This is a genomic window from Paraburkholderia sp. HC6.4b (assembly GCF_014200875.1).
Lineage (GTDB): Bacteria > Pseudomonadota > Gammaproteobacteria > Burkholderiales > Burkholderiaceae > Paraburkholderia > Paraburkholderia tuberum.
This window is the reverse complement of sequence record NZ_JACHDC010000003.1, coordinates 282,569-301,239: the sequence shown is the minus strand read 5'-3', so window position 1 is coordinate 301,239 and position 18,671 is coordinate 282,569. Positions and strand designations below refer to the sequence as shown.

The following is an 18,671-nucleotide window of genomic DNA, read 5'->3' as shown; positions in this document are numbered from 1 at the left end:
GCCGGTTCTTCTTCCGAAGAACCGGCTTTTTTATCGGCGTTGCGCAAAACCGCTACGACTGCACGTCGCCGAATTCGCCGCGCACGCCCGCCTCGATGAGCGCCGGCAGTTCATCCATATGCTTGATGATTCGCGTGATACCCATCGCGCGCAGCGCATCCGCGTAGCCGTCCGGAATATGGCTCGCGCCGACGAACGCGATCGTCTTCATGCCTGCCGCGCGCGCCGCGTTCAAACCCGCGACGCTGTCCTCGACGACGAGGCAACGCGCCGGCACGACGCCAAGCGTCGTGGCCGCGAACAGATAGACGTCCGGATACGGCTTCGGCCGCGCGACCTGCTCGGCGCTGAACACGCGCTCGCCGAAAATCTGCTGCAGACCCGCGCGCCGTACCGATGCGGCGACGCGCGACATACGGCTGTTCGACACGACCGCTGCCGGCAGCGTCACGCGTTGCAGCGCGTCGCGCACGCCGTGGATCGGACCGAGCGACGCGGCGAGCGCGAGCTCGACATGGTGCTCGATCGTGTCGAGGAAGTTCACCGGCAGCGTGATGTCGAACCGCGTTTCGAGGCCGGCGAGAAAGCGCGAGGTTTGCTGGCCGAACGCGGTTTTGACGACGGGGGCGAAATCGATGCCGGGGAAGGTGGCCGTCAGCGTGTCGAACATCACGCGATCGGCGATGACTTCACTGTCGACGAGCACGCCGTCGCAGTCACAGATGAGGTGGTCGATCATGCCTGAAAAACGGTAAGCGCAAAGCGCGCGGGCGGCGGGTTGCGGGCCCGCGCGCCGAGATGAAAAGCGTCATCATACGTACTTTCGGACCGCGTCCTTTTGGCGTTCTGCGTGCCCGCGGCCTTACGGTGTATCGGCCCAGGCCTTCGCCGCGCGGATCGCGCGCTGCCAGCCATCGAGGCAGGTCCTGACCTCCGCAGGCGGTAGCGCCGGCGTGAAGCGGTGCTCGAGCTTCCACTGGCTTTTCAACTCGTCGATGTCCTTCCAGTAGCCCACCGCAAGACCGGCCAGATAGGCGGCGCCGAGTGCGGTGGTCTCGGACACCTGGGGGCGCACCGTGTCGACGCCGAGGATGTCGGCCTGGAACTGCATCAGCAGATTGTTCGCGCAGGCGCCGCCGTCCACGCGCAACTCGCCGATGCGAATGCCCGAGTCGGCTTCCATCGCCTTCAGCACGTCGAGCGATTGATAGGCGATCGAATCGAGCGCCGCGCGCGCGAGATGCGCGGAGGTCGTGCCGCGCGTGACGCCGAACAGCGTGCCGCGCGCATGCGCGTTCCAGTGCGGCGCGCCGAGGCCGGCGAACGCGGGCACGAGATACACGCCGTCGCAATGCGGCACGCCGCGCGCGAGCGTTTCGATTTCCGCCGCGTTCCTGATGATGCCGAGGCCGTCGCGCAGCCACTGCACCACGGCGCCGCCGATGAAGATGCTGCCTTCGAGCGCGTAGTCGATACGCTCGCCGATCTGCCAGGCGATCGTCGTGACGAGATTGTTGTTCGATTCGATCGGTTTGGCGCCCGTGTTCATCACGAGGAAGCAGCCGGTGCCGTAGGTGTTCTTGACCATGCCGGACTCGGTGCACATCTGGCCGAACAGCGCGGCGTGCTGATCGCCGGCGATGCCCGCGAGTGGAATCTTCGACGCGAACACGGTGGTCACCGTCGGCCCGTACACCTCCGACGACGGCCGTACTTGCGGCAGCATGCTGCGCGGAATGTCGAGCGCGGCGAGCAGTTCGTCGTCCCACTTCAGGGTGTGGATGTTGAACAGCATCGTGCGCGACGCGTTGGTCACGTCGGTGACGTGCAGCGCGCCCTTCGTGAAATTCCACATCAGCCAGCTGTCGACGGTGCCGAACGCGAGCCGGCCCTGACGCGCTTTTTCGCGCGCGCCCTCGACGTTGTCGAGAATCCAGCGGATTTTGGTCGCCGAGAAATACGAGTCGATCGGCAAGCCGGTCTTCGCGCGCACGCTCGCTTCGAGACCCTGCGCTTTCAGGTCGTCGCAGAAGTCGGCGGTGCGGCGGTCCTGCCAGACGATCGCGTTGTAGATCGGGTGGCCGGTTTCGCGATCCCACACGATCGTGGTTTCGCGCTGGTTCGTGATGCCGATCGCCGCGATCGACGTGCCGTTCATGCCGGCTCGCGTGACCGCCTCGGCGGCGACGCCGGCCTGCGTTGACCAGATTTCCTGCGGATCGTGCTCGACCCAGCCCGGGTGCGGGTAGATCTGCTGGAATTCCTTTTGTGCGGTCGACACGACGTTGCCGCGCCGGTCGAACAGCATCGCGCGCGAGCTGGTGGTGCCTTGGTCAAGCGCGAGAACGTACTGATCCAGCATTGTCTCTTCTCCATGCATATTACGGATCGCCGGATTGCTGGCCGGCGATGCGAGCGGCGTGTTGTTGTGAGCGGGCCGCCATAGTGTGAGGGCGCGTGCCGGTGTCGTCCAGCCGAAGCTGCGGTGGGGCCGGCCCGGGACGCGCGCATGGTGTGCGCCGTTTCTACGGGCTCGCGCCGTTTGCTTCACCCGGCATTGGCGCCGCGTTGTGTTTGCCGCCGCTTTTGTCGGGGCATGCCAGTTTGCCCGGCCGGGCCGCCTACGCGCTCTGCCGGGCCGGTTCGCGCGCGAACCACGCGTCGATATCGCGCGTAACCTCATCGAGCGTGCCCGGCTCGACGTGCAGGCCGAGCTTCGAGCGCCGCCACAGCACGTCCTGCGCGGTGCGCGCCCATTCGGTATCGCGCAGATAAACCAGCTCGGCTTCGTGCAGTCCCGGCGCGAACTCGGGACCGAGCTCGGCGCGCGAGCGCGCGAGGCCGATCACGCGATTCGCGCGCGTGCCATACGCGCGCGCGAGCCGAAGCGCGAGCGACGCCGGCAGCCACGCATGCTCGCGCGAGAACTCACCGAGGAAGCGATTGAAGTTCGCCTGTGCGATGTCGCCGCCCGGCAGCGGCGCGTCGACGGTCCACGCGGACCCGCCGTGGCGCAGCGCGTCGGTGAGCGTATCGACGGCCTGCTCGGCGAGCTTGCGAAACGTCGTGATCTTGCCGCCGAACACCGACAGCAGCGGCGCCTGTTCCGCGGGCGCGTCGAGTTCGAGCGAGTAGTCGCGCGTGACCGCCGACGGATTGTCCGCGTTCTCGTCCTCCAGCAGCGGGCGCACGCCCGAATAGCTCCAGCGCACGTCGGCCGGCGAGATCTTCTGCCTGAAGTAGCGGTTGATCGAATCGCACAGATACTGCGTTTCGTTGGCGTCGATCGCGACTTGCGATGGGTCGCCGCGATATTCGAGGTCGGTGGTGCCGATCAGCGTGTAGTCGTGCTCGTAGGGAATCGCGAAGATGATCCGCTTATCGGCGTTCTGGAAGATGTACGCGTGGTCGTGCTCGAATAGGCGCCGCGTGACGATGTGGCTGCCCTTGACGAGCCGCACGCTATGCGCCGATGGCCGGCCGAGCGCGCCCTTCAGCAGCTCGCCGACCCACGGGCCCGCCGCGTTCGCGATCGCGGCGGCGCGCACGTCGAGCGTCGTGCCGTCCGCGCGTTGCAGTTGCGCGCGCCACTCGCCGCCGGCGCGCTCTGCGTTGACCAGCTTCGTGCGCGTGAGGATCGTCGCGCCGCGCTCGTGCGCGTCGAGCGCGTTCAGGACGACGAGGCGCGCGTCGTTGACCCAGCCGTCCGAATAAACGAAGCCGCGCTTGATCGTTTCGACGAGCGGCGCGCCGGCCGGATGCCGGCTCATCACGATGCCGCGCGAGCCCGGCAGCAGCTCACGTTTGGCCAGATGGTCGTACAGGAACAGACCCGCGCGGATCAGCCAGGCGGGGCGCAGATCCGGCATATGCGGCATCACGAAGCGCAGCGGCCAGATGATGTGCGGCGCCGCGCGCAGCAGCGTCTCGCGCTCCTGCAGCGCCTTGCGCACGAGCCCGAACTCGCGGTACTCGAGGTAGCGCAGGCCGCCGTGGATCAGCTTGGTACTTGCCGACGAGGTGTGCGCGGCCAGATCGTCCTGCTCGCACAGCAGCACCGTCAGGCCGCGGCCGGCCGCGTCGCGGGCGATGCCGGCGCCGTTGATCCCGCCACCGACGACGAGCAAATCGTATTTCGTGCCTTGCGTCACCTGGTGAGCCTCTGCATCGAATCTGGGAGTAAGTTGGAAAGCTGATTGAACGAATCATGTTCGTTTTCGAACTTTAATGAACATATTCGAAAAAGTAAAGTTCGCTTCGACCCGAGCGAGCCTTGGGTCGAATGGCACGGGAGTGGCACAACGCGCGACCGCGGACGATACTCTCGGTAGCAGCCATTTCGAGGTGATGTATGCGTGGACTTTTGATGATCGGCGCGGCGGCGCTGCTGGCGGGATGCGTGAGTACGCCGAGTCTGGAAGGGACGAGGGGCGCAACGTCGTTCGAGGCGTTACAGAAGATGTGCTCGCCGCAAACCGTCGACTACGGCAGCGACGCGCAGAACGTCTATGAGACGTTCTTCGATGCCTATGTGGCGAACCGGCGCGGCCGGCTGTCGAACGACGACTTCTGCGCGTTCCAGGCATCGATCGCGCAGCGCCATGCGAGCGAGGCGACGAGCAGCGATCCGAAGGTGCGCAACCAGTGGGTCGAGTTCTTCAACGAGCAGCGCGCAAGGGCGATCAGCTGGCGTGCGAGTGCCGATCCGACCTTGCGTAACGGGTAAGCAGCAGCGGGTTGTTGACCGGCGAACCGGTTCACTTGTGCGGCGCCGACGCTCCGCGCCACAGCATGCGCAAAAGCTGCGCGAACACGGCTTCACGTGATGGCTTCGGCGCTCCGTCGCCGGCGGAATCGGCCTGTTGCGCCGCCGACGGCGGTAGCTGGTTCGCGAGCGCAAGCATCGTGAAGCCGTGCAGGCTCGTCCAGTACGCATAGCCGATCAGGCGCGGATCGCCTTCGAGAATACCCGCCTCGACGAGCCGCTCGAAGTGCGCTTCCAGCAGACGCCACGCGCGCTGCGACGCCGCGGCCAGTTCAGGGTAAGCGCCTTGCTGTTGCGGCGTCTGATCGAACATCAAACGGTAGGCGTGCGGTTCATCGAGCGCGAAGTCGACGTAGGCCCGGCCGACGGCGCTGTGATCGATGGCGGGGGCGTTCGCGGGGATGCCGCGCGCGGCCGCTTCGAGGCGCGCGGCGAAGCGGTTGAACGCGGCGGCGCGGACCATCGCCAGAATTTCTTCCTTGTCGCGGAAATAGCGATACGGTGTCATCGCGCTGCAGCCGAGCTCCTTCGCCAGCTCGCGCATCGTCACGCCTTGCGCGCCGCGGGTCGCAAATGCGTTTTCGGCGACGCGTCGCATGGCTTCGCGAAACTGCTGGATGTCGTCGGCGGAGAGCGTCTTGGGCATGCGCGAGGGCGGGGAAGTCCGTCGCGTGAATTTACTGTGTAAATGAGATGCGCACAACAAAGGGCCGCGAAGGCGGCCCGCTGTCAGGGGAGTTGAACGATACGAGACCGGTAGTCTCGAGCGAAGCGCGCGGCGCATCCGCCAGGGCGGCGCGGATACGCCGCCAACGGCTCTCGGATCGAACGACAGGGAATCTCAGGAAAAACGTTTGATGGCCCGCAATGCGGTGTCGCCGGTTTCGGTCACGCGCCATTCTTCGTTGCCCGATGCGAGGCGTTCGAGTTGCACCAGTTGGCGTTCGAGCAACGCATCGAGTTCTTCTCGGTCCATTTCGACCTGGTTGGGGGCGTCCTTGACGAGTAACAACGTGGCGAATTCATGCGGACTCAGCATCGTTCTCTCCATGTCAGCAAATTGCGGACAGCCTTGCAGTCGACCGACAGGCCGGGGCGGGGTCCGCTAAGGATCAGGGCGGGAGGTACGGCTTACACTACAGATTCACAAACCGACGCCGTGCGAAACTCGCAACGCACGTTGGGGAACTGGAGTGTAGGCGAGCACCGATGAAACGCCAACCTGGTCCCCGTAAATTTTCCATTTGACAATTGGTCGCGCGATCGGCGGTCCGGCCCCGCAGCCAGATTCTTGATTTCACGCGAGGTTTTGCGTGCACCGCAGCATGGCGGAGATCGCCTGGAATTATCCGGCGATATAGATTTGACAATTCGCGGCGTTCAGCGCTTCGGCCATGTCGGCGGCCGGCGCGGCGTCGGTGAACAATGCGTCGATCTGCTCCAGATGTCCCTGGCGAACTAGCGCCGGGCGGCCAAACTTGGAGTGATCCGCGGCGAGGAACACGGTGCGTGCGTGCTCGATGATCGCCTCGGCGACACGCACTTCGCGCGTGTCGAAATCGCGCAGCGTACCGTCCGTTTCGATGCTCGACGTGCCGATGATCGCGAAATCGACTTTGAACTGCCGGATGAAGTCGATCGCCAGTTCACCGACGATGCCCTTATCCCACGGCCGCACGATGCCCCCCGTCACCAGCACTTCGCAATCCGGGTAGCCGCTCATCATGCTTGCGACGTTCAGATTGTTCGTGATCACGCGCAGTCCACGGTGGCGGTTCAGCGCGCGTGCCACTTCCTCGGTGGTCGTGCCGAGATTGATGAAGAGCGATGCCTGATCGGGAATGTGAGTGGCGACTAGCGCCGCGATGCGTCTTTTCTCTTCATGAAACATGCGCTGGCGCGCGGTGTAGGAGACGTTTTCGGAACTGGTCGGCAGACTGGCGCCGCCGTGATAGCGGCGCAGCAGATTCATATCGGCGAGCCAGTTGACGTCGCGGCGGATCGTCTGCGGGGTGACGTCGAAGTGGCTCGCGAGGTCGTCCACGGTCACGAAGCCGTCGCGTTGCACCCACTCCAGCAATTCCTGTTGCCGGGCGTTGAGAGTCAGGCGGGGGTCTCGTGTCATGTGTCTTGAGTGGTGGCTGTCGTGTCGGCGTGGTCCGTCGCGATCATCGAGCGGCTGGCAGAAAGCCCGCCGTCGACGAACGCGATTGCGGCTATTGTAAAACCATCGCGCCCCTTGTCCGCCAACTGGCCGCGAACGCTCCGAACCTGCTCGAACCTTCACTCAGGTGCAAGACGCATTTATTCATTTGATAAATGAATTTGTTTTTTGGTGCGCTTCGCGATGCAATCCTGGGTTCCGCGATTTACCTGCCTTACAACCTTTCCCATGATGTCCGGCGACTTTTTCGTGCCGGCCCGCGCTTTCGAGAGTGTTCGACATGACTGGCTTCAGCAACTGGCAAAACCCTTATCCGACGCAACGTCTGCCCGTATTCGCACGCAATATCGTTTCGACCTCGCATCCGCTCGCGGCGCAGGCCGGGCTGCGCATGTTGTGGAAGGGCGGCAATGCCGTCGACGCGGCCATCGCGGCCGCCGCAGCGATGACAGTGGTCGAACCGGTGTCGTGCGGCCTGGGCGGCGACGCGTTCGCGCTCGTGTGGGACGGCAAGAAGCTGCATGGCCTGAACGCGTCGGGCGTGTCGCCGGCTGCGTGGAACGTCGATTACTTCAAGCGCAAATACGGCGAGGAAAACGGCTTCGCGAAACAGCCGAAGCGTGGCTGGGACGCCGTCACGGTGCCGGGCGTGATCGCCGGTTGGGAAGCGCTGCACCAGAAGTTCGGCAAGCTGCCGTTCGCCGACCTGATGGAGCCGGCCATCGAGATCGCCGAGCGCGGTCACGCGGTGGCGAGCATCGTCGCGTACAAATGGGCGGCCGCGGTGCCGGAACTGAAGGATCAGCCGGGCTTCGCGCAGACCTTCATGCCGCGCGGCCGCGCGCCTGAGGTCAGCGAGCTGGTGCGCTTGCCCGGTCACGCGAAGACGCTGCGCCTGATCGCCGGGCAGGGCCCGCGCGCGTACTACGAAGGCGAGATCGCCGAGCGGATCGCCGCGTTCGCACGCGAAGGCGGCGCCGCGCTGAGCGCCGACGATCTCCGCAACTACCGCGCGGACTGGGTCGAGCCGATCGGCAAGGACTATCGCGGCTACACCGTGCATGAGATTCCGCCGAACGGCCAGGGCATCGCGGCGCTGGTTGCGCTCGGCATCCTCGAGAAGTTCGACGTGAAGTCGCTGAAGGTCGACAGCGTCGAGTCGCAGCATCTGCAGATCGAAGCGATGAAGCTCGCGTTTGCCGACCTGTATCGCTATGTGGCCGATCCGCGGTCGATGGAAGTCACGCCCGAGCAGATGCTCGACGACGCGTACCTGAGCTCGCGCGCGAAGCTGATCGATCCGAAGCGGGCGACGCACTTCGACTTCGGCATGCCGAAGGCGGGCGGCACCATCTACATGTCGGCCGCGGACGAGAGCGGCATGATGGTCAGTTTCATCCAGTCGAACTACATGGGCTTCGGCTCGGGTGTGGTGGTGCCGGACAGCGGCATCGCGCTGCAGAACCGCGGCTGCGGCTTCTCGATGGATCCGAAGTCGCCGAACGTCGTCGAGGGCGGCAAGCGGCCGTTCCACACGATCATCCCGGCGTTCCTCACGCAGCAGGTGAACGGCCAGCAGGAAGCGGTGATGAGCTTCGGCGTGATGGGCGGCGACATGCAGCCGCAAGGCCATCTGCAAACGGTGGTGCGCATGCTCGACTACGCTCAGCAGCCGCAGGCCGCGTGCGACGCGCCGCGCTGGAAGGTCAACCGCGACTTCACGGTCGATATCGAGTCGACGCTCGATCCGAAGACCACCGAGGGCCTGCAGAAGCTCGGCCACACGATCAAGTCGGTCGACGATCCGTACATGGACTTCGGCTCCGGCCAGTTCATCTGGAAACTCGATCGCAACGAGCCGGAGCGCGGCTACGTGGCGGCCAGCGACAGCCGCCGCGACGGTCTCGCCGCCGGCTTCTAGGCCACGACGAGGCGACGCACGGGGCCGAGGTCCGCACCGGGACTCAGGTCCGACACCCGGGTAACACGTAACGAACGCGCGGCATGGCATATGCCGCGCTATTGCGCGCACGCCAGCCGCCTCGCTGACCCAGGCGCACCTACCACAGCTATCACGCAGCAGACAGGCAGAAGACCATCATGAATACCCCCGCGTCGCACTCGACGACCGCTTTCCCCCACGCCGCGCCGCTTTCGAAAGCGATGGTGCGGCGGATCGTTTTCTCGTCGTCGATCGGTAACGCGCTCGAGTGGTTCGACTTCCTGGTCTACGGCTACTTCGCGACGATCATCGCGAAGCAGTTCTTCCCGATGCAGGACGAGTGGCTGTCGACGCTGCTCGCGATCGCCACTTTCGGCCTCTCGTTCCTGATGCGCCCGCTCGGCGCGGTCGTGCTCGGCGTGTACGGCGACCGCAAGGGCCGCAAGGCGGCGCTCACGCTCGCGATCGCGCTGATGATGGTCGGTACTTTCACGATGGCCGTGATGCCGCCGTTTTCGACGATCGGTCTCGCGGCGCCGCTGCTGGTGCTGCTGGCGCGGCTCGTGCAGGGCTTCGCGGTCGGCGGCGAGTTCGGCAGCGCGACCGCGTTCATGGTCGAGCACAGCGCGACCCGGCGCGGCTACTACGCGAGCTGGCAGTTCGCGAGCCAGGGTCTCGCGGCGATCACCGCGGCGGCCTTCGGTTCGCTGCTGACCGCGTGGCTGCCGGCCGAGCATCTGAACAGCTGGGGCTGGCGTGTGCCGTTCGTGTTCGGTCTGCTGGTCGGGCCGGTCGGCTACTACATCCGCTCGCATCTCGACGAGACGCCCGAATTCCTCGCATTGCGTGAAGAACGCGCGGCTCGCGAGGCGGCTGGCGAGCACAAGGTCGTCAGCGGAACGAAGGACGCGTCGTTCTCGAATCAGTGGGTCAACCTGCTGCTCGCGATCGGCATGGTTGCGCAGTCGACGGTCGGCGTGTACGTGCTGCAGCTCTACATGCCGCTTTACGCGGTCAAGCAGCTGCATATGGCGGCGGCCGCGTCGTTCGGCGTCGTCGTGCTGAACGGCGGCATGCAGTTCATCTTCTCGCCGATCATGGGCGCGCTGTCCGATCGCATCGGCCGAATTCGCATCATGCTGAGCACGTCGATCCTGATGGGCCTGCTGATCTATCCGATGTTCGCATGGCTGCAGACACATCCGACGATTGGCTGGCTGCTCGTGCTGCAAGGCGTCGCCGGTATTTTCAAGGCCTCGTACTCGGGGCCGATGCCCGCGCTGATGTCGGAGATCTTCCCGACCCAGGTGCGCTCGACCGGCCTTTCAATCGGTTACAGCATCGGCGTGACGATCTTCGGCGGCTTCGCGCCGACCATCGTCGAAACCTTCATTCATTTGACCGGCGACAAACTCGCGCCAAGTTATTACGTCCTGCTTGCGGCGGTACTATCGGGCGTATCGCTGATCATCGTCGCGCTGCGCATGCGTCGCGTGCGTCCCATCCCGGGCGACGTCCAACCTGCCTGAGGAAGATGGGGCCCGCCCAAGGGGGCCCCCCTTGGGCGCCCGCCCGTGCCCCAACCCCGCCGGGTCTGATGTCTGTCCGAAAAGCCAGCCTTTTGGGCTGGCTTTTTATGCCTTGCGCACATCGTTTTAACACGTTGGAAGATTTCGACTATCTTGAAATCGGAACTGCGTCGATGCGGCATGGTCTGTGCTGTGTGATCTGCATGGTCGGATATCTCCGGCTAAGATGCAGAGTACAAGGGCCCAACTCTAATTCACGGCGTTGTATCCGACACGCAGAAACATCACGGCGAGCGCGGTGGCAGTTGCGAAGAACTCCACGGGTCGGTACAGCATGGGAGCAAGACACGATGCACACAGAGCTGAACCATGTCATGCCCTGGCGGATCGAAGACATCGATCTGACGCGCATTGACCGTCAGAAGGCCGCGGCCAACGAGGACCTGCTGCTGTTGTTGTGCGCGGCTTCGTTCATCGAAAGCGGCACCGATCTCTACACCAGCAATCTGAGTACGTTTTTCAACGACGACCCCGAGGTCTCGGCCTGGCTCAACCACGAGTGGGAGCCCGAGGAAATGCAGCACGGCCGGGCGCTGAAGACCTATATCGCGTATGTATGGCCCGAGTTCGACTGGGACACCGCGTTCCGCAATTTCATGGGCGAGTATTCGCTCACGTGCTCGGTCGAGGATTTCGAAAAGACCCGCGCGCTGGAGATGGTCGCGCGTTGCGTAGTCGAAACGGGTACCGCGACGCTGTACCGCGCGATCAACGAGTGCTCGGACGAAGCGGTCCTCAAGCAGATCACCGACAACATCCGCACCGACGAAGTCCGTCACTACAAGCACTTTTTCAGGTACTTCAAGAAGTACAACCGGATCGAGGGCAACGGTCGGCTCGCGGTGCTGGGCGCGTTGATGCGTCGCGTGATGGAAATCAAGAACGAAGATTCGGAGATCGCGTTGCGGCACGTGTTCGCGATTCGCTATCCGGAGCGCGTGCACGACTCCGCGTATAACCGCGAGCGCGCGGCGCGCATCAACAAGCTGGTGCGCCGCAATCTGTCCGCCGACATGTGCGTGAAGATGCTGCTCAAGCCGCTCGATCTGCCGGCGCGCATTCAGCCGGGCGTGCATTATCCGCTCGCGAAGATCACGCAGCACGTATTCTTTCGCTGAGCTATCGATCATTGCGCGAGGCATCGGCTGAATGCAGCTGCAACGACCTGACGAAGCGAACCGCAGCCCGCTCATGCGGGCTTTGGTTTTTCCGAGGCATGATGGAGCTTTACCGACTACTTCGACTGGATCGATGGCATGAGCGCTTCCTCCTCCGCATCTACGTCCGCGCGTCCGCTCGAACAGATCGTGTTCGACGAATGGCCGGCCAACGTGCGCGCGTTGTTCGACGGTTCGTCGCTTGCGGACAAGCTGGGCTTCACCGCGTCGCTACTGAGCGTCGATGCGAACGGCCACGTGCGCACATCTCTGCTGAGCGTCGGCGAACTCTATGCGCCCGACTCGCGCACGCTGTGCATCGCGCTATGGCCGCAGGCGCGCGCGACGCGCGCGATCGCGCAAAGCGGGCGCGCGGCGCTGAGCTTCGTCTGCGATGCGGCGTTCTATCAGGTGCAGTTGCGTGTCGCGCCGCTGCCCGGTGTTGCTGGCGACGACAGCGGCCTCGTCTATCTGCTCGGCTCGATCGACACAGCGGAAGCGCAAAGCGTCCGTTATGCGCGCCTCACGGGCGGCATCACGTTCGAATTGCAAGGAGAGGGGAGTGTGGTGCTCGAGCGATGGGAACGGCAGGTCGAGCATTTGAAGCAGGCTGCCGCCGCGAGCAGCCGTTAGTCTTCGAGCAGGGAAGCGCTAACGGCTGATGCGCGGGCAGCCTTCAGGCCGCGCGACGCTTAACGGCCACGGGCGCCGTTGCGCGACGGTTGCGCACCACGCGGCGCATCGTTGCGCTTCGCGCCGCCGCCGAGCAACGCGCCCGGATTGCCGTTGTGCGAACGATTGCCCTGCGGCTTGCGCGGCGCATGGTGCGCGGGAGCGCCATCATGCGCGGCGGTACGCGGCCGATCGTCGTGACGCTGCGTATCGCGACGCGGCTGATTGCCATTGCCGGCCGGCTTCGCACCTTGTGGCCGCGGCGTGGGCTGAGCGTTCGACGCAGGCTGGCCCGAACGCTGACCCGTGCCTTGTCCCGAACGCTGACCGGAGCCTTGAGCCGGCTTGGCCGGTGCGCCACCACCAGCACCGCCGTCACGACGCACCGCGCCTTGTCCCTGACGCGGCGAGCGCCCGCCGCCGCCCTGCCCGCGTCGCAGGATCGGCTCCGGCTTCGCGGTCGGGTCCGGCTCGAAACCGGCGATCACTTCCTGCGGGACCGGACGCTTGATCAGCTTCTCGATGTCCTTCAGCAACTGCAGTTCATCGACGCACACGAGCGACACCGCCTCGCCGGTCGCACCCGCGCGACCCGTGCGGCCGATGCGGTGCACGTAGTCTTCCGGCACGTTCGGCAGATCGAAGTTGACCACGTGCGGCAACTGATCGATATCGATGCCGCGTGCGGCGATGTCGGTCGCCACCAGCACCTGCAGCGTACCGTCCTTGAACTCGGCGAGCGCGCGCGTGCGTGCCGACTGGCTCTTGTTGCCGTGAATCGCGAGCGCGCTGATGCCGTCCTTCGCCAGCTGCTCGGCGAGGCGATTCGCGCCGTGCTTGGTGCGCGTGAACACGAGCACCTGGAACCAGCTGTGCTGACGGATCAGATGCGTGAGCAACTCGCGCTTGCGGTCGCGATCGACCGGGTGAATCTTCTGCGCGATCGTTTCGGCCGTCGTGTTGCGGCGCGCGACTTCGATCAGCGCCGGCGAGTCGAGCAGGCCATCGGCGAGTGTCTTGATCTCGTCGGAGAAGGTCGCCGAGAACAGCAGGTTCTGGCGCTTCGGCGGCAGCTTCGCGAGCACGCGCTTGATGTCGTGGATGAAGCCCATGTCGAGCATGCGGTCGGCTTCGTCGAGCACGAGGATCTCGAGATGCGACAGGTCGATGGTCTTCTGCTGCATGTGATCGAGCAGACGGCCCGGCGTCGCGACGACGATATCGATGCCGCGCCTGAGCGCATCGATCTGCGGATTGATGCCGACGCCGCCGAACATCACGGTCGACTTCAGCTTCAGATACTTGCCGTAGGCGCGCACGCTTTCTTCGACCTGCGCGGCGAGTTCGCGAGTCGGCGTGAGGATCAGCGCGCGCACCACGCGCTTGCCGCCGGCGGCCGGCGGCATCGAATTCAGGCGCTGCAGGATCGGCAGCGTGAAGCCGGCGGTCTTGCCGGTGCCGGTTTGCGCGCCGGCGAGCAGATCGCCGCCGTTGAGCACGGCCGGGATCGCCTGAGTCTGGATCGGAGTCGGGCTGGTGTAGCCGAGTTCATTGACAGCGCGGACCAGCGGTTCGGACAAGCCGAGGGAATCAAAAGACATAAAAGCTCTTTGCAATGCAGTGTCGCGAACGGCCCCGCTGGGCCCAAAGGACCCCAACGCGGAAAAACCAGCGCGGCATCGACACGCCCGCATGGGTGTTCGAGGCCGAGGCCCGGTTCCGTTCACGGAGAAATCGGCGGCACGCTCACAGATGTGCCGAATGTTTCAACGCGCTATGCAGACACGTCGACTGGCCTTAAGTTGCAATTCGTCGCCGTGGAATGTCACGCGACATAGCGCGCGACACTGACGAATTGACACAGACTGCCCGCCAGTACGAACAGGTGCCAGATACCATGTCCGTGGCGGATGCGCTCGTCGTTGATGAAGAAATAGATGCCGACGCTATAGATGACGCCGCCGGCCACGAGCCACGCGGTCCCCGCGGCCGGCAACGCCTGCACCAGCGGGTGGACGGCTACGAGCGCGAGCCATCCCATCAACACGTACAGCACCATCGACACGCTGCGGGTGCGTCGCCCGAGCGTGAGTTCCTGCACGATGCCGAGGGCAGCGAGCCCCCAGCTCACGCCGAATAACGACCAGCCCCACGGTCCACGCAACGTGACGAGCGTGAACGGCGTGTAGCTGCCGGCGATCAGCAGGTAGATCGCCGAATGATCGCATTTCTGCAGAATCGCCTTCAGACGCGGATGGCTGACGCTGTGATACAGCGTCGAGATCGCATACAGCACGAACAGCATCGCACCATATACGGCGAAGCTGACGACCTTGTACGCGTCGCCGGCGAGCGCGCCCATCGTGACGAGCGCCGCCAGCCCCACCACCGACAGCACGGCGCCGACGAGATGGGTGATGCTGTTCAAACGCTCACCGAAGGGCACAACTCTTTCCTCCTGCACGGTCCCACGAGGGCAACCTCCAACACAAATAGCCCTACATGATACCGGTCCTGAAAAAACGAAGGGCGCGGCCGCGAATTTCGCAGGCCGCGCCCGGGGTGCGTCGAACCCTGCTTAGTCGAGCGGCGCCGAACGCAAGTCGGCCACTTGCTGCGGCGACACGGCCGTGCCGTGGTTGCCCCAGGACATACGGATGTACGTCACGACCGCTGCGACTTCCTGATTCGACAGAGCCTGCGCGAACGGCGGCATGCCATACGGATGCGGGTTCCCTTCCGTGCTCGGCGGATAACCACCGTTCAGCACCATGCGGATCGGGTTGACCGCGGACGGCATCTGGATCGACTGGTTGTTCGCGAGCGGCGGGAATGCCGGCGGCCGGCCGAGACCGTTATCCTCGTGGCACTTCGCGCAGTTGTCAGCGTAGATCTTCTGACCTTGCTTCAACAGTTCGCCGCCGAACTTTTCCGAGGTTTCGAGCTGCAGCGGTTCCGGTGCTTCGCTCTTCTGCGGAATCGTCTTCAGGTACGTCGCCATCGCGTTGATGTCTTCGGTCGACAGATACTGCAGGCTGTTGTGAACCACTTCGGCCATCGGACCGAACACCGCACCGCGGCTCGACACGCCGGTCTTGAGCAGGTCGGCGATGTCCTTGAGGTCCCAGTCGCCGAGGCCGGCTTCGCGGTTCGACGTCAGCGACGGCGCATACCAGTTCTGCAGCGGAATCAGGCCGCCCGCGAACGCGGCCGAGTTGACCGGGGCGCCCATCGCATTGATCGACGTGTGGCACATGCCGCAGTGACCAAGGCCTTCGACCAGATACGCACCGCGGTTCCATTCGACCGACTTGGTCGGATCCGGCTTGAACTCGCCTTCACGGAAGAACAGCGTGCGCCAGCCGATCAGCATGTTGCGCTGGTTGAACGGGAATTTCAGTTCGTGCGGACGGCTCGGCACGTTGACCGGCGCGACCGAGCGCAGATATGCGTAGATCGCGTCGGAGTCCGCGCGCGTGACCTTCGTGTAGCTCGTGAACGGGAAGCCCGGATAGAGCAGGCTGCCATCTTTCGAGCGGCCGGTGTGCATCGCGCGATAGAAGTCGTCCTGGGTCCACTTGCCGATGCCGTACTGGTCGTCCGGCGTGATGTTCGGCGTGAACATCGTGCCGAACGGCGTGGCCATCGGCAGGCCGCCCGCGAACGGCAGCCCGCCGCGCACCGTGTGGCAGGCGATACAGTCGCCGGCGCGGGCGAGGTACTCGCCCTTCTTGATCAGGTCGGCCTGGTCCGCGGGCGTTGCCGCCACGGCTGCGCCGCTGCTATGCAGATTGTCGCCGCCCGACCACAGGACGGGAACGAGTGCGGCGGCCGCGACCACGACGACTGCCGAGAGGGCGAACAAAGACTTGTGTTTCATTTGAATGTCTCTCCCGGCGCCTTATTGCGGTTCGCTGCCGCAGGCAAGCGGAGTCTTCAAGGAGCGGGCCGGAGCCGGCACGGGGTTTTGCGGAGCCTGCTGCGTGGAAAGCCAGGCCGCGACGGCGTTCACGTCTTCGTCGCTGAGGCGCGTGGCGATGGTGTGCATGCAGTCCGGCGCGATCGCGTGACGCGTGCCCGAGCGCCATGAACCGAGCTGCGCGCTGATGTAGTCGGCGTGCAGACCGACGAGACCCGGAATTGCCGGTTCCATACCGGTCAGTGCCTTGCCGTGGCAAGCCGCGCAAGCGGGCACCTGCTTCGATGCATCACCGTGCAGCACGATCTGCTCACCGCGCGCGAGCGTGGCGGCCGAGACGGTCGGCTTGGCCGGCGTCGGATACGGCGGGCGTTGTTGCGAGAAGAAGGTGGCGATCTGATGCAGGTAGTCGTCGGAGAGATACGTGACGAGGTAGTTCATCGGCGGGTACCTGCGGCGCCCTTCACGGAAGTTCTGCAACTGATTGAACAGATATTCCGCCGGCTTGCCCGCGAGGCGCGGGAAGTAGTCGTTGTCGGTACCTTGCCCATGCGAGCCGTGGCAGGCCGTGCAGCCTTGCACGCGCGCTTCCATCGTGTCGGGGGCCTTCGGTTGAGTCTGCGCTTTCGCTGCGCTATAGACACCCGCGGCGCCGATCAACAGAAGGGCAAGCAACGGGCGGAAGAGGCGTCTTGAAGACACGCGTAACTCCATCGGAATCGGGGACCTGACCGAACTTCGGGCGGCTCGGTGTGAAGGACAGCCGTCGCTGCGGCGACGCAGCATTCTATCATCGAAGGGTAATCGTGACTATTTGCCGCATTAAAGACGGTTCCAGGTGTGACCGCCATGCGACAGTGTGTCGCGTTATGCCGGTTTCGGACTTTGGTTGCGTCACGGATCGTGGTCGACGTCTTTGCCTCAAAAATAATCACGGCGTCGTCGCCGCAAGCGTGATGCCGCGTGACGCATTCGATCAAGCCAGGTTGAACCGATCCCCGCGCGCGCCATCGAAGCGTACACTTCCGGGCTCGCCGGCCGTCGTGCAGACGATGCGCCTCGCCGGCCCGCCTATGTTCCGTTCGTTCTCATCCGCTATCGGCCTTACATGAAGCTATTCGATTTCTCCTCGTCGACGCTGCGAGCGTTGATGTCCGGCGCGGTGGCGCTGGCCATGTCGTCCACCGCGTTCGCGCATGCGCATCTGATCTCGAGCGTGCCGGCCGCGAACGCCGACGCCGTCGCGCCTACCGACCTGACGATCCATTTCACAGAGCCGCTCGAGCCCGCATTCAGCAAGATCACATTCGCCGATGCAAACGGCAAGCCCGCGACGCCGGGCGCGTCGACGGTCGATAGCGCGGACGCCCGCGTGATGCACCTCGCGCTGCCTCAGTTGACGAGCGGCCGCTATGCGGTGCACTGGATCGCGGTGGCCACCGACGGCCATCGTACCCATGGCGACTTCGCGTTCAACGTCAAATGAACTTCGACGGACTGTGGATCGGGCAGGTCGCAATGGCCACGCTCATGAACGTCTCGTTCGGCTTCGCCGTCGGCTCGGCGCTACTCGGCGCATGGCTCGCGAGGGACGGGCTCCAGCGCACTTCACCGGCGCGTCCGGGCTGGATGCGCGCGCAACGCTCGATGCTCGCGGCCACCATCGTGCTGGTGCTCGCGGATCTCGGCTGGCTCCTGTATCAGGCGGCGTCGATGAGCGGTGTCGGGTTGTCCGCGGCGTTCGGCGTGGTGCCGACGGTGCTGACGCAAACGCATGTCGGCTATGGCTGGAGCGTCGCGTTCGGCGGCGCGCTGGTGCTGCTCGGCACCGCGCTGAGCCATGGCACGGGCATGCTGCGCAATACGCTGCTGTGGCTCGCGGTGCTCGCGATCGCGGCGGGTAAGGCGTCGCTCGGTCACGCGGCCGATGCCGGCGTGGTCTCGGCCGCGATCGGCATGCAGACGCTGCACGTGCTCGCAACGAGCGTATGGGGCGGACTCGCGATGGCCTCCGGCCTGGCGGTGCTGCCGGCGCTCGGGGCATCCACCGCGCGGGGCATGCTGATCCGCACGGCGACCCAGGTGTCGAACGTGACGATCGTCGCGGTCGCGTTGGTATTGCTGTCGGGCGTCTTCAATGCGGTGCGCGACTCGGGCAGTTCGTTCGAAGCGATTCAGGCGAGCACGTGGGGTCATGTGCTGACGTTGAAGCTCGTGCTGGTCGCGCTCGCGCTGGTGCTCGGCACGCTGAACCGCACATCGGCGCTGCCACGCCTGCGTCGCACCGCATCGACGATGGATGCCCACACCTTCGTCAACGTGATGTATCTGGAAGCGCTCGTGATGATCGGCGTGTTCGTCGTCGCGGCCGCGTTGTCACACACCGTGCCGGCGTTCGCTGCGCTCGGTTGAACGCGCGGCGCGGCATAGGCGATTGACCAATCGGCGATGGATGCGCGACGG

At 64.9% G+C, this 18,671-nt stretch carries 17 protein-coding genes; 7 read left to right on the top strand and 10 right to left on the bottom strand.

All coding sequences use genetic code 11. The features are described from left to right. Positions 1–52 precede the first annotated feature (52 nt). The 3 genes from HDG34_RS05870 to glpD form a co-directional block, all read right to left on the bottom strand. Entirely contained in the window at positions 53–739 is a 687-nt protein-coding gene (locus HDG34_RS05870; protein ID WP_184058398.1) for an HAD family phosphatase, read from the bottom strand. 123 nt (positions 740–862) lie between these two features. Further along, positions 863–2,362, bottom strand: a complete 1,500-nt coding sequence (gene glpK / locus HDG34_RS05865) for a glycerol kinase GlpK (RefSeq protein ID WP_184058396.1) — start codon at positions 2,360–2,362, stop codon at positions 863–865. Between the two features lie 259 nt (positions 2,363–2,621). Continuing rightward, positions 2,622–4,151 (bottom strand): glycerol-3-phosphate dehydrogenase, encoded by a 1,530-nt coding sequence (glpD, locus tag HDG34_RS05860; protein WP_184058394.1) that lies wholly within the window; start codon positions 4,149–4,151, stop codon positions 2,622–2,624. A 200-nt stretch (positions 4,152–4,351) separates the two neighbouring features. Here glpD and HDG34_RS05855 point away from each other — a divergent pair, with 200 nt between their 5' ends. Next, positions 4,352–4,726 (top strand): hypothetical protein, encoded by a 375-nt coding sequence (locus HDG34_RS05855; protein ID WP_184050855.1) that lies wholly within the window; start codon positions 4,352–4,354, stop codon positions 4,724–4,726. Positions 4,727–4,757: 31 nt separating this feature from the next. On the opposite strand, the gene HDG34_RS05850 is transcribed toward HDG34_RS05855, so the two are convergent. The 3 genes from HDG34_RS05850 to HDG34_RS05840 form a co-directional block, all read right to left on the bottom strand. Next, positions 4,758–5,411, bottom strand: a complete 654-nt coding sequence (locus tag HDG34_RS05850) for a TetR/AcrR family transcriptional regulator (RefSeq protein WP_184058392.1) — start codon at positions 5,409–5,411, stop codon at positions 4,758–4,760. Between the two features lie 195 nt (positions 5,412–5,606). Beyond that, on the bottom strand, positions 5,607–5,804 hold the full coding sequence (locus tag HDG34_RS05845; protein ID WP_167368606.1) for a hypothetical protein: 198 nt from the start codon (positions 5,802–5,804) through the stop codon (positions 5,607–5,609). Positions 5,805–6,110: 306 nt separating this feature from the next. Beyond that, positions 6,111–6,890: a DeoR/GlpR family DNA-binding transcription regulator gene (locus HDG34_RS05840; RefSeq protein ID WP_184022964.1), complete on the bottom strand. Its 780-nt coding sequence runs from the start codon at positions 6,888–6,890 to the stop codon at positions 6,111–6,113. A gap of 319 nt (positions 6,891–7,209) precedes the next feature. On the opposite strand from HDG34_RS05840, the gene HDG34_RS05835 reads away from it, so the two are divergent. The 4 genes from HDG34_RS05835 to HDG34_RS05820 all read left to right on the top strand — a co-directional run bounded on the left by HDG34_RS05835 (position 7,210) and on the right by HDG34_RS05820 (position 12,250). Further along, entirely contained in the window at positions 7,210–8,850 is a 1,641-nt protein-coding gene (locus HDG34_RS05835) for a gamma-glutamyltransferase family protein (protein ID WP_184058390.1), read from the top strand. A 179-nt stretch (positions 8,851–9,029) separates the two neighbouring features. Further along, positions 9,030–10,400 carry an MFS transporter gene (locus HDG34_RS05830; RefSeq protein WP_184058388.1) on the top strand — a complete coding sequence of 457 codons (1,371 nt, stop codon included), beginning with the start codon at positions 9,030–9,032 and terminating at the stop codon, positions 10,398–10,400. Positions 10,401–10,750: 350 nt separating this feature from the next. Continuing rightward, entirely contained in the window at positions 10,751–11,578 is an 828-nt protein-coding gene (locus HDG34_RS05825) for a ferritin-like domain-containing protein (protein WP_026226031.1), read from the top strand. Positions 11,579–11,716: 138 nt separating this feature from the next. Further along, complete coding sequence (locus HDG34_RS05820; RefSeq protein WP_090801778.1) at positions 11,717–12,250, top strand: hypothetical protein; 534 nt, start codon at positions 11,717–11,719, stop codon at positions 12,248–12,250. Positions 12,251–12,309: 59 nt separating this feature from the next. On the opposite strand, the gene HDG34_RS05815 is transcribed toward HDG34_RS05820, so the two are convergent. The 4 genes from HDG34_RS05815 to HDG34_RS05800 all read right to left on the bottom strand — a co-directional run bounded on the left by HDG34_RS05815 (position 12,310) and on the right by HDG34_RS05800 (position 16,922). Next, the gene (locus tag HDG34_RS05815) at positions 12,310–13,890 is read right to left on the bottom strand and encodes a DEAD/DEAH box helicase (protein WP_184058386.1); all 1,581 of its coding nucleotides are present in this window, start codon (positions 13,888–13,890) and stop codon (positions 12,310–12,312) included. Positions 13,891–14,114: 224 nt separating this feature from the next. Continuing rightward, complete coding sequence (trhA, locus tag HDG34_RS05810; RefSeq protein WP_035471054.1) at positions 14,115–14,735, bottom strand: PAQR family membrane homeostasis protein TrhA; 621 nt, start codon at positions 14,733–14,735, stop codon at positions 14,115–14,117. Positions 14,736–14,867: 132 nt separating this feature from the next. Further along, positions 14,868–16,169, bottom strand: a complete 1,302-nt coding sequence (locus HDG34_RS05805) for a cytochrome c (RefSeq protein WP_184022970.1) — start codon at positions 16,167–16,169, stop codon at positions 14,868–14,870. Between the two features lie 21 nt (positions 16,170–16,190). Next, positions 16,191–16,922 carry a c-type cytochrome gene (locus HDG34_RS05800; RefSeq protein ID WP_184058384.1) on the bottom strand — a complete coding sequence of 244 codons (732 nt, stop codon included), beginning with the start codon at positions 16,920–16,922 and terminating at the stop codon, positions 16,191–16,193. A gap of 394 nt (positions 16,923–17,316) precedes the next feature. On the opposite strand from HDG34_RS05800, the gene copC reads away from it, so the two are divergent. Next, the gene (gene copC, locus HDG34_RS05795; protein WP_184058382.1) at positions 17,317–17,694 is read left to right on the top strand and encodes a copper homeostasis periplasmic binding protein CopC; all 378 of its coding nucleotides are present in this window, start codon (positions 17,317–17,319) and stop codon (positions 17,692–17,694) included. Then, a complete protein-coding gene (locus tag HDG34_RS05790) occupies positions 17,691–18,620 on the top strand; it encodes a CopD family protein (protein WP_184058380.1) in 930 nt (309 codons plus the stop codon). Before copC ends, HDG34_RS05790 begins: the two co-directional genes overlap by 4 nt. Positions 18,621–18,671: the final 51 nt, after the last annotated feature.

Excerpts from the sequence above, each read along its gene's own strand:
- HDG34_RS05855 (WP_184050855.1), top strand. The coding sequence starts at position 4,352 with ATGCGTGGACTTTTGATGATCGGCGCGGCGGCGCTGCTGGCGGGATGC.
- HDG34_RS05870 (WP_184058398.1), bottom strand. The coding sequence starts at position 739 with ATGATCGACCACCTCATCTGTGACTGCGACGGCGTGCTCGTCGACAGT.
- HDG34_RS05840 (WP_184022964.1), bottom strand. The coding sequence starts at position 6,890 with ATGACACGAGACCCCCGCCTGACTCTCAACGCCCGGCAACAGGAATTG.
- HDG34_RS05800 (WP_184058384.1), bottom strand. The coding sequence starts at position 16,922 with ATGGAGTTACGCGTGTCTTCAAGACGCCTCTTCCGCCCGTTGCTTGCC.
- HDG34_RS05835 (WP_184058390.1), top strand. The coding sequence starts at position 7,210 with ATGACTGGCTTCAGCAACTGGCAAAACCCTTATCCGACGCAACGTCTG.
- HDG34_RS05790 (WP_184058380.1), top strand. The coding sequence starts at position 17,691 with ATGAACTTCGACGGACTGTGGATCGGGCAGGTCGCAATGGCCACGCTC.
- copC (WP_184058382.1), top strand. The coding sequence starts at position 17,317 with ATGAAGCTATTCGATTTCTCCTCGTCGACGCTGCGAGCGTTGATGTCC.
- HDG34_RS05825 (WP_026226031.1), top strand. The coding sequence starts at position 10,751 with ATGCACACAGAGCTGAACCATGTCATGCCCTGGCGGATCGAAGACATC.
- HDG34_RS05850 (WP_184058392.1), bottom strand. The coding sequence starts at position 5,411 with ATGCCCAAGACGCTCTCCGCCGACGACATCCAGCAGTTTCGCGAAGCC.
- glpK (WP_184058396.1), bottom strand. The coding sequence starts at position 2,362 with ATGCTGGATCAGTACGTTCTCGCGCTTGACCAAGGCACCACCAGCTCG.
- HDG34_RS05845 (WP_167368606.1), bottom strand. The coding sequence starts at position 5,804 with ATGCTGAGTCCGCATGAATTCGCCACGTTGTTACTCGTCAAGGACGCC.
- HDG34_RS05805 (WP_184022970.1), bottom strand. The coding sequence starts at position 16,169 with ATGAAACACAAGTCTTTGTTCGCCCTCTCGGCAGTCGTCGTGGTCGCG.
- HDG34_RS05820 (WP_090801778.1), top strand. The coding sequence starts at position 11,717 with ATGAGCGCTTCCTCCTCCGCATCTACGTCCGCGCGTCCGCTCGAACAG.
- HDG34_RS05830 (WP_184058388.1), top strand. The coding sequence starts at position 9,030 with ATGAATACCCCCGCGTCGCACTCGACGACCGCTTTCCCCCACGCCGCG.
- HDG34_RS05815 (WP_184058386.1), bottom strand. The coding sequence starts at position 13,890 with ATGTCTTTTGATTCCCTCGGCTTGTCCGAACCGCTGGTCCGCGCTGTC.